We start from the raw sequence: 12,924 nt of genomic DNA, 5'->3' as shown, positions 1-12,924 counted from the left end.
ACGGCCATTTATGTTACCTAGTGTCATTCTGTATACCAATGGAGGTCAGCCGTGCGTTCCAATGTCGAAGAGACTCCGGATTACTGCGCCGTCGAGTTCGCCATGGAGATTCTCGGTGGTCGCTGGAAGTTGGCCATCCTCAAGCAACTGGTCCCGGGAACCCTGCGCTTCGGTGAACTCAGGCGAACCCTGCCGGGCATCACGCAGCGCATGCTGACCCGCCAGCTGCGGGAGCTGGAAGGCGACGGTCTGGTGACGCGGACCGTCCACCGAGAAGTGCCGCCACGCGTCGACTACACGCTGACCGAGGTCGGACGCAGCCTGGACGCCATCACCGAGCAGCTGGACGACTGGGGCCGCTGGTACAAGGAGGCGGTGCGCCAGGGCGGATCACCGGCCGCCTGATCGGCCGGGTCCGCCGGCCGGTCAGGCCGCTGGGATCGCTTCGATGGTCTTCATGTGCTTCTCACCCCAGTCGCCCAGCGGGATGAGGGCTTCGTTGAGGGACTGACCGAGTTCGGTCAGCGAGTACTCCACCTTCGGCGGGACCTGCTTGTACACCTCCCGGTGCACCAATCCGCAGTGCTCCATCTCGCGCAACTGCAGGATCAGCGACTTCTCGCTGATGCCCGGCACCTCTCTTCGCAGCTCGCCGAACCGCCGAGGGCCTTCGTGCAGGCTCCACAGGATCAGCGCCTTCCACTTGCCGCCGACCACGTCCACGGCCGCGTCCAGGCCGCAGGTGTAGCTGCGCTTCTTCATCCGAAGCCTCCCATGCTGAAGTAAAGGTAAGTACCTGAACAAATAGTAGGTACTTGCACAAATTTCCGCAACGGGCCAAGGTCGGAGACACCGCAGGTCCCCCATTTCCAAGGACGCGGAGTTCACCGACGGCACCCTTGCCCGGTCGAACCATCAGGCGACGAAAGGACAACGACATGACCGCCCAGAAGAGCCCGGTCACCGTTCTCGGTCTCGGCCCCATGGGGCAGGCCATCGCGGCCGCTTTCCTGGCCTCCGGGCACCCCACCACGGTATGGAACCGCACCGCGTCCAAGGCGGACGCACTCGTCGCGAAGGGCGCCGTCCTGGCCGCGTCTCCCTCCGACGCCGCTGCCGCCGGCCCGCTGGTGATCGTCTGCGTGCTCGACTACGACGCCTCGGACGCGATCCTCCTGCCGATCGCCGACGTCCTGAAAGGCCGCACACTGATCAATCTCACGGCCGACACCCCCGCCCGCTCCCGTACGGCCGCCGCCTGGGCCGCCGAGCACGGCATCGACTACCTCGACGGAGCGGTCATGTCGCCCACCTTCACCATCGGCACCTCCGCGGCGGTTCTGCTCTACAGCGGACCCGAGGAGTCGTACCGGGCGCACGCCGAGACGCTGTCCGCGCTCGGCGGCTCGCACACCCATCTCGGCGCGGATCCCGGCCGCGCTGCGGGCTTCGACCTGGCGCTGCTCAACATCTTCTGGACGTCGATGAGCGGTCTCGCCCACTCCTTCGCCCTGGCCGAGGCGGAGGGCATCGACGCCGCCGACTTCGCGCCGTTCGCCCAGGGAATCATCGGCCTGCTCCCCGAATCGATCACCGACATGGCGGAAAAACTCAATCGCGGCGAATTCCCGGCAGACGTGTCGAGCATCGCCTCGAACGTGGCCACGATGGACCACATCATCCACGCCGCCGAGAGCCGCGGCATGGACCCCGGGCCGCTCGGGTCGGTCCGTCCCCTCGCCCAGGCCGTCGTAGAAGCGGGCCACGGCGGCGATGACATCACGCGGCTCACCCGCCACTACCTGGACAACCGCTCCTGACCACAGCGATCAGGCCGGTACGGGTGCCGGCCTGACGACGAGCGCGACGTTCATCCGGAATCCGGCCGAGGCGAGCACCGGCATCAGCCCTGCGGCCGGAAGAATCCCGACACCGCCAGGCGCAGCAGCCGGTCGGACTCGGTGGCGGGGTTCGGGTGGTGTTCCGTGGCGAGGGCGATGCCGGTGATCAGGGTGATCAGGTCGTCGACGGTCACGCCCGGTGTCAGTTCGCCGTCGCTCGCGGCGCGGCGTACCAGCGGGCCGCCCGCCTCGGTGAGCTGGGCCGTGCAGCAGTACTCCTGCACGGCGCAGGGGTCGGCCCGGTCGCGGGTCAGCGCGACGGCCAGCCCTCGGATGGTCGCGGCCTCCGAGGTGACGGCGTGCAGCCAATCCAGCAGCGCGGCTCTGCTGTCGGCCTGGCCGGTCAGCTCGCGAGCGCGGGCGCACAGGGTCTCGACCCGCCCCCGGAAGACCGCTTCGAGCAGTGCCTGGCGGGTGGGGAAATGGCGGCGCACGGTGCCGGACCCGACGCCCGCCGTACGGGCGATCTGCTCCAGGGACGCGTCGGCGCCGTCCGTGGCGATCGCCTCTGCTGCCACGGCGAGCAGGAGGGCATGGTTGCGCTGGGCGTCCGCGCGCTGGGCGGGCATGGCGTCACCTCACATTTGCTAAGCGGCGGGGTCCGCCGTATCGTATCGCACTGGAAACGGCGAGGTCCGCCGTTTCGTGTTCGCGCACCTCAGGAGCGGCCTCATGGCTACAGACCCCGCACCCGTCCTCGTCACCGGCGCCACCGGACAGCAGGGCGGCGCCACCGCCCGCGCGCTGCTCGCCGCCGGCGTACCCGTGCGCGCGCTCGTTCGCGACCCCGGAACGGACCGCGCCAAGGCGGTCCGGGCGCTCGGCGCCGAACTGGTCACCGGCGACCTCCACGACCGCGACTCCCTGGCCGATGCCGCGCAAGGGGCCCGAGCCGTCTTCTCCGCGCAGATGCCCCCTTCGAGAGCGGGCGGGTTCGACTTCGACGACGAGTTGCGCCAGGCCGTCAACCTGATCGAAGCGGCGCTGGCCGCCGGGGTACCGCAGTTCGTGCAGACGTCGACCTCTGGAGCGGGGCAGCACGTCGAGACCCCCGGCTGGGCCGAAGGGCGATGGGCGGCGCTGGAGCCGGCCATGACCGTCAAGGCCGACATCCAGAACCGGGTACGCGAGGCGGGCTTCACCCGCTGGTCGATCATCAAGCCGGGCTTCTTCATGGAGAACTTCCTGCCGGCCGTCGCCTACCTGTTCCCCCGCGGTGTCGAGGGCGGCCTGGTGACCGTGCTGAAGCCGTCCACCCGGCTCGCCCTTGTCGCGGCCGACGACATCGGCGCGACGGCCGCCGCCGCGTTCGCCGAGCCCGAACGCTTCCACGAGGTCGAACTGGAACTGGCCGGTGACCACCGGACGATGACGGAGATCGCCGCGATCCTCTCGGACGCCCTGGGCACCGAACTGACCGCGCCCGAGCTGACCATGGAGGAGGCGATCGCCGCCGGGATGCCCGGGCCGGGTATCGCCTCCCACGAGTTCGTCCAGGTGGTCGGCCTGCCCGCCCGCCCGGAGTACGCGCGCGACTACGGCATCCCGCTCACGACCTTCGACCAGTGGGCACACAGGTACCTGACGCCTGTGGCCTGACCTCACCGGCCCCGGCCCGGCCCGGGGGCGGGGCCGATGGCGTACACGTTGCCGCTGCCGCTCGCGTAGGCGAGCCCGCCTTCGACGACGGGGCCGATCGCCGCAGGGCTGCCGACGATCACGCGCCACTTGCGCGCGCCCGTCGCACTGTCCAGGGCGTGAACGGCGTTGTCGCCCCCGTCGGCGTACACGATGTCCCCGCGCGAGATCGGGGCGGAGACGCTACCGCCCCCCGTTCGGGTGCTCCACAGTTCCGTGCCCGAGGCGGCGTCCAGGGCGTGGACGATGCCGCCGGGCCCGACCAGGTAGAGGCGGCTACCGGAGACCGTCGCGCGGGCCAGCGGGAAAGTGTCGACGATGCCGGGCGAGAAGGTCCACCGCTTCTCGCCGGTACGGGCGTCGAGCGCGTGCAGGGTGCCCGCCGAGTCCCTGGCGTAGAAGGCGGTGCCGGAGAGCACGGTGGCGGAGACGGCGCCGTCGCCGACAGGGGTGCTCCAGCGTTCCGCGCCGGAGGCGGCGTCCAGCGCTCGGACGCGGTTGCCGGTGCCGAGGTAGACGGTCTTCCCCGCCGGTGTCACGTCCCCGTCGCCGCGCGCGCTCCAACGATGGCGGCCGGTGGCGGCGTCCAGAGCGTGCACGATGCCCCTCTGGCCGGGGACGTACACGGCACCGCCCCCGATCACGGGACGGCCGGTGCAGCCGCGCTCGCCGGAACGCCACAGCCGCCGCCCGGTGGCCGCGTCCAGCACGTCGGTCCCCCCGTAGCCGCAAAGGACGACGCGCCCTTCCCCTGCGGTGAACATGACGAGCTGCTTGCCCTGGTACCGCCATTTCTGACGGCCCGTACGAGCGTCGAAGGCGTGAAGGAAGTTTCCGGCCAAGCCGTAGACCTGGCCGTCGGCGACCTGAAACCCCGCCACGTGATCGCCGATCGTGCGGGCCCAGCGCGGGCGGCCAGAGGAGGCGTCCAGGGCGTAGACCCGGCCGCCGCCGGCGGCGTAGACGCCATCGCCGCTCACCACGAATTCGGTTCGGACATCGCCGTCCGTGGGGAAGCTCCAACGCATCTGGGGAGGGGAGGACGGCGTGGGCCGGGGAAGTCCTCGGCGGGCCAGCAGTTCATCCCGCACCACCGGGGCCAGGAGCCTGAGCGCCGGGCGCGAGACGGAGGCCAACCGGACGATCACGGACCCCACGCCGACGACGGCTTCCGGCTCACTGCCGGTGCCGATCGCCGAGGACCGGAGATAGTCGAGCAGGTACGGATCCGCCGTGACGGGGTCGTAGGCGTGGCTCTCCTTGATGGAGGCGGTCTCCGCCGCGAAGATCCGCCGCGCGGCGGCGTCGGAGTGCGACACCCACTCCACCGAGACGGAGACCGCAGGGGCGTCGTCCGAGGGTGGGATCCAGTCGCACTGGACGGGCTCGGGCAGCGGACGCCCGAGCAGCGCCCGCGTCACCGGTCTGGGCACGTAACCGTCCGCCAGGGGACGGAGGTCGGCGGCGTCCAGCAGGCCGCACGCGTCCGGCCAGGCGTCGTCGGGAGCGAGGCCGGACAGATGGCCGTCCGGCGCGGCTCCGTACGTCAGGACGTAGGCGGAGACGCTCCCGCCGGAGTGCACGAACGCCAGGTCCCCTGCCGTCCCCACCAGATAGGCGCCCGCGTAGGGCACGTCCAGTGGCAGGGCGTGCAGGCGTCCCGTGGCCCGGTCGAGGGAGGTCAGGAACGCCGGCAGCGGCCACCTGGTCGATCCGCTCACGTGCGTACCGGCGGTACCGGCCCGGAACGGCTCGGTCCACCGGCCGCCCCGGACCGTAGCGGTGGAGGTCGGCGAGCCCGGATCGGTGGGCAGCCGCCGGCCGTCCGGCGTGTAGAACGCGGTGACTTCGTCGACCACGACCTCGGCGTACCCGTCGCCGCTGACGATGAGGGCGAGCAGGGGCGGGTCCCCGGCCTGTCTCGGATTCGGGAAGGTGAGCGCCGGTGGGGGCAGCGTGCGCGTCCAGAAGGGCCGCAGCGTGGCCGGATCGACGGATGAGAGCCGGACCCGGTTGCCCGTGCAGTAGTCGAGCAGCAGCACCGAGTGGGCGCCCTTCTCCGCGAGCAGGTCGCAGTTCCGCTCGTGCACCGTGCTCGTCAGGGTTCGGCCCGAGCGCAGGTCCAGAGACAGGAGGGTCAGGGGTTCGAGCTGCCGCTCGGCCACCACGACGCCGGCCTCGGTCACCATGACCCGCTGCCCTCGGTAGGAGCCGCTGCCGGGTGGGTGCCCCTCGCGGACGATGCTCACCGCGCGCCGCCACAACGCCGCGCCCGTGGCCAGGTCGTACGCATGGAGCAACTGACCGCGCCCTTCCTCCTTCTCGGTGAACACCACGATCGTGCCGGCGGCCACCCACACCCCGGCCACCGTCCCGTCGAAGGTCCCGACGCTCCTGGTCGGCACGCCGGTACGGGCGTCGCGCACGCGGATCGCGCCCCCGTCGTCGACCATGACCAGCACCTGCTCGGATACGCCATAGAGCGGAGTGCCGTAGTGCCAGACCACCGAGTCGGAGCCGTCGGGCGCCGTCCACGCCATACGCCATCCGACAGGCACGAGACCACCGCTGGGTGCGTCGGAGCCCGGCGTCACCAGGAGCGCCACCGTCAGCACGAGGGCGACGGCGGCCCGCGCGGTCAGCATGCCACCACGGCCGTGCAGTCCCGGCCGGTGGAGATCGGCGCCCAGCCGCCGGTCTCCAATCCTCGGTAGGTGCTGCGGTAGGAATCGGCGGGGCCCGTCAGCCGGAACGGAACGCCTCCCGGCCCGTTGATCACGACCTCCTCGGAGCGGTCCTCGGCCAGCACCGTGGCGACGAGATCGAACTCGTAGTAGGCCGACTCGCCGACGATCGACAGACTGAGCGTGACCCGTTCATCCCGCTTCAGATCGATCTGCTGTTTCGTGAAGTACGCGGTGCGCGGCTCCTTCTTCGCGGCGAACCGCACCGGCCGCCGATCGAGGTCGGCGACGAGCTCGACCGTGCCGGCCTCCCCTGCGGTGCCCTGACGCAACAGGGCGCCGTCGGCGGGCGGCGCGCGCACGAGCACCCTCGGCCTGACGTCGATGATGCGCAGGCTGCTGCGGTTGCCCGTCAGGACGACGGTGACGTTCGTGGCCCCGATCGTGGCGACGCGATGGCGGGCCAGCACGGCCGCCATTTCGGCGTCGCCGGTCGCCCTGCTCAGCAGGGTCGCGCGGTCCCTGGGGTCGCTCACCGGCTCCCTCAGCACGAGCGGGCGCTCCTCAAGGTCCACGGCCACGTGCCCGATCGTCAGCGGCGGCGCGCCGCCGATGCTGTCGACGGCGTCGATCCCGCCGGCGGTGTACCAGGTGGTGAACACCACGCCGATCGCCGCGATGAGTACGGCGCTGCCGATCCCGGCCAGCCATACGCGCGCGGCCTTCCAGCCACCGCCTGAGGCTTCCTCCTGCGGCGGGTCGCCGCCCGTCTCCGCCGTACCCTTCGTCCGTTTCTTGCCCTGGCGCCGTCTGGCCATGAACGTCTTCCCGGTGGGCGTGGATGCATGGGTTCCGCTACGAGTATGCCCGCAACGCCGATCCGGAGCGGGAAAAGCTGCTCGACACCATGACCGACCACCCCAACTCGCCGGTGCTGGAGCGGCGGACCGGCTTCTTCGAGCACATCAACCGTTACCACCGTCTCCACGGACGGATCAGGCATCACACCTGATCTCGGCGGACAGTTCTCCTGCCGGGCGTTCGGACCCTCTCGGCTGCGCTGAGTGAACTCTGCGTTGTGTCGGCTCTCCTCTCGGCGAGGGTGACGGTCGTCGCGAGGAATGCCAGGACGGCGGCGGGAACGCCGAGCACCGTGACCGGCAGCCAGTCCTGAGCCAGGCCGCCGAGCCCACCGCCCATCGCGACCCCGAGGTAGATCGCGGAGGAGTTGAGGCCGAGGAGTACAGGTGCCGAAGCCGGTGCGAGGCCGACCAGCCGGTGTTGCTGCACGACGGAGACCATCCCGTCGGTTGCGCCCCAGATCGCGGCCCAGACGCACGCGACGACCAGGTGGCTGACCGTGAGCGGGCTGATCACGAGCAGCACCGTACCGCCGGTGAGTGCCGCGAGCGCCAGACCGCGTCCCGGAAGGCTGTCGGCGAGCCGGCCGGCGAGAAAGTTGCCGAACAGGACACCGGCCCCCCAGACGAACAAGACCATGGTGATGGCCTGTGGAAACGACCCGGTCGCGCCCTCGGTCACGGCTGCGAGGTAGGTGTAGACGGTGTAGTGCCCGGCCATCACCAGCAGGGTCACGACCAGAACGGCGAGCACCTTCGGCCGGCGCAGCGGGGCCAGCCGGGCCGTAAGGGTCGTCGGCGGCAGCGCGACCCTGGGCAACGCCACCGTGATGCCGATCGCGGCAACGACGCCCAGAGCCGCGACGGCCCAGAGTGTGAGACGCCAGTCGACGCCGCCGATCAGGTTGCCGAGAGGCATACCCAGCGCGGTCGACAAGGTGAGCCCACCGATGACCAGCGCCATGGCCCGCCCTCGCCGTTCGGGGGGCGTGATCGCGACAGCCGCGCTCGACGCGGTGGCGGTGATCGTGGCCGCCCCGAGTGCCGTGAGGATCCGGGCCAGCCATGCCAGCGGATAGCTCGGGCTGAGTGCGGTCACGACGTTGCCGACGACGAACACGATCAGTGCCAACTGCAGGGCTTTACGACGATCCAGTGGGCTCGACAGCCAGCCCAGAACCGGTGCGGCGACAGCCAGCGTCAACGCGAACACGGTCACCAGTTGTCCGGCGGCCGGCAGACCGACGTCAAGGTCGGCGGCGATGGCCGGTAAGAGGCCGGCGATCACGAACGCGTCGGTGCCGACCGCGAACGTGGCCAGTGCCAGCGGAAGCAGCGGTCCGCGCAGGCGGCCTGACTCGGTGATCTCGGTGCCGTTCAAGCGTGGATACCCGCCTGCTGGGACAGGCTGAACTCCACGCCCTGGTCATCCTTGCAGTGGGCGTAGGCACCGGAGGGGATATCGACCGGATCTTCCGCGGTACCGCCGAGTTCGCGCACCCGAGCCACAGCCGCGGTGATGTCGTCGACGGCGAAGAAGACGCGCGGGTGGTGTGACGGATCATCGTGCGGCGCTCCACCCATGGGCTCGGGCCCTTGGATCATCGAGTATCCCGGGAAGTTGCCCTCGTAGAACGTCCAGCCGAACAGCGAGCCCCAGAACCGCCGGGTCGCCTCGATGTCCTTGCCCGGCAACTCGAAGTACGTGACCTGCCCGCCCATGAACTTCCTCCTATGTCAGGGAACTGACATAGGAGGATATGTCAGAATACTGACATGAAGCAAGAAGAGACCGTGGGCGACCTCGACCAGTCGGTGGGCTATGTCCTCAAGCAGGTACAGGCATCACTGCACGCCGCGATGGACGAGGTGCTGCGTCCTCTGGGTCTCACCGTCGCCCAATACGCATGCCTCGAACTGCTCGGCCAGCATCCGGGACTGTCCAACTCCGAACTCGCCCGCCACGCCTTCGTCACGCGCCAGTCGATGAACGTCGTGCTCCGCCGACTACAGGAGCGGGGCCTGCTCACCCGGCCGGCTCACGCGGATCACGGGCGTGCGCTGCCGACCGAGCTCACCCAGGCCGGGCAATCCACGCTGCGCACGGCCAGCGTCGCAGCGCGTGCCGTCGAACGGCAGATCTTCGCGCCACTGTCACAAGAACGGCAGCACCGACTGCACGAGGATCTCGCCGCCTGCGCGGCCGCCGCGGGCGCACCCCAACCCTGAGTCACGCGCCCGGTACACCCCCAGCCGGCGCTCGATCCGCGTCTCAGTCCTTTTCGGCGCGTCGCTCGATCAGCTGCTCGACGCCGTCGAGCAGCAGGCGGAGGCCGAAGCGGAAGTCCTCGTCGTCCACCCAGCCTTCGACGCCGTGCATGGCGCCCGCGCGCATGGCGGCCGACAGCGCCGGATAGGTCTCGGGGTCGAGCATGCCGACCAGCAGTTCCCCGTAGTCGGCGGCGCCTTCGATGCCGGCCTCGTCGAATTCGGGAACCCCTTCGGTCGCCGAGAGCACGAGCGCCGCGTCGGTCAGCGCGTAGCCGGTCAGAGTGCTGGCCACGTTGACCTTCTCCCCCTCGTCGAGGCCCGTGCCGTCGAGCGAGGCCAGCGCCCGGTCCAGCCAGAGCAGCCGTCTCGGACCCAAGGGCGGGGCGATATGGGAGATCGACAGCACCCAGGAATGCTGGAGCACAAGGTCGCGGTGGGCTTGGGTCCACAGGGCGAGGTAGTCGCGCCAGTGCCTGCCTCCGGGCTCCGGCGGCGGCGGTGCGACCCCGTCGGCCATCGCGGTGAGCAGGTCCTGCTTGCTGTCGACGTACCGGTACAGCGCCGTCGTCGTCAATCCCACCTGCGCGGCCACGCTCGCCATCGAGACGCCGGCCAGCCCCTCGGAGTCGGCGATCTCGATGGCGGCCGCAGTGATCGTGGCCAGGTCGAGGCGCGGCCTCGGGCCCCTGCGCGGCACGGCCTCAAGCCCCCACATCCGCTGCAACACGGGGGGCAGCGACCGTTCTCTCGCCATCGAGCTTCTCCTTGACTCGGTCCTAGGATTCTGCATTAATAAAACTATGAACGTCATACACAGTACGGCATTCACAGATGCCATTCGGGTGAGGGGGCTCACCAAGTCGTTCGGCGCCACGCGTGTGCTGACCGGGATCGACCTGACCGTCCCCACCGGCTCGCTGGTGGCCCTGCTGGGGCCCAACGGGTCGGGCAAGACCACGACCGTGCGCATCCTGACCACGCTGCTCGCCCCCGACGGCGGCACCGCCGTGGTCGGCGGGCACGACGTGACGCGCGAGGGCGTGGCCGTACGCCGCACCATCGGGCTGACCTCGCAGCAGGCCACCGTGGACGACCTGCTGACCGGGCGGGAGAACCTGGAGCTGTTCGCCGGTCTCTACCGTCTCGGCGGACGGCAGGCCCGGCGCCGCGCGGGGGAACTGCTGGAGCGTTTCGCCCTGACCGACGCCGCCGACCGGCGGGCGGGCACATACTCCGGAGGTATGCGCCGCCGCCTCGACCTGGCCGTCAGCATGGTGTCGGCCCCGTCGATCCTGTTCCTGGACGAGCCCACGACCGGCCTCGACCCCCGCAGCCGGGCCGACCTGTGGGCGGTGATCCGCGACTTGCTCGCCTCCGGCACCACGATCCTGCTCACCACGCAGTACCTGGAGGAGGCCGACCAACTCGCCGACCGCGTCGTGGTGATCGACGGCGGCCGGGTCGTCGCCGACGACTCCCCCGAGGCGCTCAAGCGTCAGGTCGGCTCGGAGCGACTGGCCCTGCGCCCGGCGCGGGCCGAGGATCTGCCCCGGGCGGGCGCCGTACTGGCCGGGTCGGGGGCCCATCTCGACGCCGAGTCCCAGGAGCTCACGCTGGCCCTCCAAGACGCCGACCACCTGCGCCGCACACTCGACCTGCTGCACACGGCGGGCATCGCCGTCTCGCGGGTGGCGCTGCGCACTCCCACCCTGGACGACGTCTTCTTCGAGCTCACCTCGGCCGCGGCATGAGCGCCGCCGCCGACCTGCGCCGCCTGGTCGTGCGCGACCTGCGCCGCGAGATGCGGGTCCTGGACGGCCTCATCGTCAACACCGCCCTGCCCGTGATCATCATGCTCCTGTTCGTGTTCGTGTTCGGCGGCGCGATCACGACCGGCTCCAGCAGGCTCGACTACATCGACTTCGTCGTACCGGCCGTACTGCTCATGTCCGGAGGGTACGGCGCCGCGCTCACCGCCGTGACCATCTCCGACGAGATGACCGGCGGGATGATCGACCGGTTCCGCACTCTGCCGATCAGCGGCTGGGTGGTGCCCGCCGGGCATGTCGTGGCCTCTGTGCTGCGCAACCTGGTCTCCTGCGCCATCTCACTGGCCGTCGCGCTCATGCTCGGCTTCCGGCCCGACGCCACACTCTCCGACTGGCTGATGGTGCTGGCCCTGGTCGCGGGGTATGTGCTGGCGCTGTCCACGCTGGCCGTGCTTTGGGGCCTGCTGGTGAAGTCGTCGCAGGCGGCCGGGGCGTTCAGCTTCGTCGTGCTGTTCCTGCCGTACCTGTCCGACGGCATCGTGCCCGCCGAGACCATGCCGGCGGTGCTGCGGGAGTTCTCCGCCAACCAGCCGCTCACGCCCATCATCGACACGATGCGGGCGCTGCTGCTGGACCAGCCCATGGGCTCGGCAGGCGTCGTCGCGACAGCCTGGCTCGCGGGCGTGGTCGTGGCCGGCCTCCCGATCGCGGCCCTGCTGTTCCGGCGCAGGACGGCGGCCTGACAGCAGGGCTGTGCGGAAGCCCTCCTGCTTGTGGATGGTCAGCGGCTCGGCGCAGATCTTCGGCCCGGTGCTCCCGTCGGCGACGACCTTCCGATCACGAGGAACGGAAGGCGTCACCGTCCCCGCTGCCCGGCACGAGTGTCATGGCCATGGCGGCGTCGGTGCTTTCAGCTCCGGAAGCGGTGCCGTCCACAGCCGGGTTCGTACGAGGAGGCGATCACCGCGTGGCCTGTGGGCCGGGCCTGGGCAGCAGGCAGCCGGGCCGGTCCAGGTCGAGCTTGTTCCCTGCCGCGACGCACGTGGTGAGCCAGTACGTCTGGGTGCCGTAGGCGGCGGTCTTGCGCGCGGTGACGACGCCGTCGCGGTTCATCTCACACGGGTTGTCCAGCGTGCACCTGCCGCCGTCGCGGTTGCTGGTGTTGTTGATCCCGACGACCTCGCCGCTCTTCGCGTCGAGGATCGGGGAACCGGAGGTGCCGGGGCCGGTCTTGCAGGCGGAGGTGTACCGCAGGACGTCCTTGGTCATGTAGCCCGACTCCAGTACACGGTAGGCGAGCCGGTCGACGGCGCACGAGTAGACCTTCTTCAGGCTGCCGGAGACCACCCGGATCTCCCTCCCCGGCTCGGGGCGCCGGGCCGAGACCGTGAGCGGCCGGAGGCGGTGGTCCTGCTCCAGTTGCCGGTAGGTCGTGCCGAGTCGGTACAGCGCCATGTCGGTACCGGTCATGGTCACGTAGAGCGCCCTGACGGCGTGCAGGGCGGCAACGGGTTGGCCGTCGGCGCCGAGCAGTTCGAACAGGCGGTGGGAGGGCCGGTCCACCAGCACCTCGTCGGGAACCGGCCACGCGTTCTCGTAGCAGTGCCCGTTCGTCAGGACGAGGGCCGGGTCGGCGGGTGCGGAGGTCGGCAACCGTACCAGTGCTCCTGAGCAGCCGTTGACGTCGACGCTGCCCGTCAGGTCCTCGGGCGCGGCCTGCGCCGGGTGTGTCACCAGCGAGAGGCCGAGAAGGGCGGCGGCGAGCGCCGCGCCGAGTCGCCGAATTCTGCGCATCTCAGGT

The 12,924-nt window shown here is 70.5% G+C and carries 15 protein-coding genes; 7 read left to right on the top strand and 8 right to left on the bottom strand.

What is annotated here, in order from left to right:
• Nucleotides 1-51: 51 nt before the first annotated feature.
• Entirely contained in the window at nt 52-405 is a 354-nt protein-coding gene (locus ABD120_RS24805; protein WP_343952439.1) for a winged helix-turn-helix transcriptional regulator, read from the top strand.
• A 21-nt stretch (nt 406-426) separates the two neighbouring features.
• Here ABD120_RS24805 and ABD120_RS24800 read toward each other — a convergent pair whose 3' ends face one another.
• Nucleotides 427-762, bottom strand: a complete 336-nt coding sequence (locus tag ABD120_RS24800) for a winged helix-turn-helix transcriptional regulator (protein WP_343952438.1) — start codon at nt 760-762, stop codon at nt 427-429.
• 176 nt (nt 763-938) lie between these two features.
• Here ABD120_RS24800 and ABD120_RS24795 point away from each other — a divergent pair, with 176 nt between their 5' ends.
• Entirely contained in the window at nt 939-1,820 is an 882-nt protein-coding gene (locus ABD120_RS24795; protein WP_343952437.1) for an NAD(P)-dependent oxidoreductase, read from the top strand.
• Between the two features lie 83 nt (nt 1,821-1,903).
• On the opposite strand, the gene ABD120_RS24790 is transcribed toward ABD120_RS24795, so the two are convergent.
• The gene (locus ABD120_RS24790) at nt 1,904-2,470 is read right to left on the bottom strand and encodes a TetR/AcrR family transcriptional regulator (RefSeq protein ID WP_343952436.1); all 567 of its coding nucleotides are present in this window, start codon (nt 2,468-2,470) and stop codon (nt 1,904-1,906) included.
• Nucleotides 2,471-2,573: 103 nt separating this feature from the next.
• Between ABD120_RS24790 and ABD120_RS24785 the strand changes: the two genes are divergently transcribed.
• Nucleotides 2,574-3,500 carry an NmrA family NAD(P)-binding protein gene (locus tag ABD120_RS24785; RefSeq protein ID WP_343952434.1) on the top strand — a complete coding sequence of 309 codons (927 nt, stop codon included), beginning with the start codon at nt 2,574-2,576 and terminating at the stop codon, nt 3,498-3,500.
• 2 nt (nt 3,501-3,502) lie between these two features.
• Here the strand turns inward: ABD120_RS24785 and ABD120_RS24780 are convergent, their stop codons facing one another.
• A complete protein-coding gene (locus ABD120_RS24780; RefSeq protein WP_343952433.1) occupies nt 3,503-6,184 on the bottom strand; it encodes an outer membrane protein assembly factor BamB family protein in 2,682 nt (893 codons plus the stop codon).
• Nucleotides 6,178-7,041 (bottom strand): hypothetical protein, encoded by an 864-nt coding sequence (locus ABD120_RS24775; RefSeq protein WP_343952432.1) that lies wholly within the window; start codon nt 7,039-7,041, stop codon nt 6,178-6,180. The genes ABD120_RS24780 and ABD120_RS24775 overlap by 7 nt, the downstream gene beginning before the upstream one ends.
• A 23-nt stretch (nt 7,042-7,064) precedes the next feature.
• Here ABD120_RS24775 and ABD120_RS24770 point away from each other — a divergent pair, with 23 nt between their 5' ends.
• Complete coding sequence (locus ABD120_RS24770) at nt 7,065-7,235, top strand: hypothetical protein (protein ID WP_343952431.1); 171 nt, start codon at nt 7,065-7,067, stop codon at nt 7,233-7,235.
• On the opposite strand, the gene ABD120_RS24765 is transcribed toward ABD120_RS24770, so the two are convergent.
• Both ABD120_RS24765 and ABD120_RS24760 read right to left on the bottom strand, forming a co-directional pair.
• Entirely contained in the window at nt 7,226-8,464 is a 1,239-nt protein-coding gene (locus tag ABD120_RS24765) for an MFS transporter (protein ID WP_343952430.1), read from the bottom strand. The two genes, ABD120_RS24770 and ABD120_RS24765, sit on opposite strands and share 10 nt — an antisense overlap.
• Entirely contained in the window at nt 8,461-8,805 is a 345-nt protein-coding gene (locus ABD120_RS24760; RefSeq protein ID WP_343952428.1) for a VOC family protein, read from the bottom strand. Before ABD120_RS24760 ends, ABD120_RS24765 begins: the two co-directional genes overlap by 4 nt.
• Nucleotides 8,806-8,859: 54 nt before the next feature.
• Between ABD120_RS24760 and ABD120_RS24755 the strand changes: the two genes are divergently transcribed.
• On the top strand, nt 8,860-9,312 hold the full coding sequence (locus tag ABD120_RS24755; protein ID WP_343952427.1) for a MarR family winged helix-turn-helix transcriptional regulator: 453 nt from the start codon (nt 8,860-8,862) through the stop codon (nt 9,310-9,312).
• Between the two features lie 43 nt (nt 9,313-9,355).
• On the opposite strand, the gene ABD120_RS24750 is transcribed toward ABD120_RS24755, so the two are convergent.
• Entirely contained in the window at nt 9,356-10,108 is a 753-nt protein-coding gene (locus tag ABD120_RS24750; protein ID WP_343952426.1) for a TetR/AcrR family transcriptional regulator, read from the bottom strand.
• Nucleotides 10,109-10,154: 46 nt separating this feature from the next.
• Here ABD120_RS24750 and ABD120_RS24745 point away from each other — a divergent pair, with 46 nt between their 5' ends.
• Complete coding sequence (locus ABD120_RS24745) at nt 10,155-11,105, top strand: ATP-binding cassette domain-containing protein (protein ID WP_425564026.1); 951 nt, start codon at nt 10,155-10,157, stop codon at nt 11,103-11,105.
• Nucleotides 11,102-11,866 carry an ABC transporter permease gene (locus ABD120_RS24740; RefSeq protein ID WP_343952423.1) on the top strand — a complete coding sequence of 255 codons (765 nt, stop codon included), beginning with the start codon at nt 11,102-11,104 and terminating at the stop codon, nt 11,864-11,866. Before ABD120_RS24745 ends, ABD120_RS24740 begins: the two co-directional genes overlap by 4 nt.
• A gap of 217 nt (nt 11,867-12,083) precedes the next feature.
• Here ABD120_RS24740 and ABD120_RS24735 read toward each other — a convergent pair whose 3' ends face one another.
• Nucleotides 12,084-12,917 carry a S1 family peptidase gene (locus tag ABD120_RS24735; protein ID WP_343952422.1) on the bottom strand — a complete coding sequence of 278 codons (834 nt, stop codon included), beginning with the start codon at nt 12,915-12,917 and terminating at the stop codon, nt 12,084-12,086.
• Between the last annotated feature and the right edge of the window lie 7 nt (nt 12,918-12,924).

Source organism: Nonomuraea longicatena, from assembly GCF_039525605.1.
GTDB lineage: Bacteria > Actinomycetota > Actinomycetes > Streptosporangiales > Streptosporangiaceae > Nonomuraea > Nonomuraea longicatena.
The sequence above is the reverse complement of the archived record's forward strand: the minus strand, read 5'-3'. Positions and strand labels throughout refer to the sequence as shown.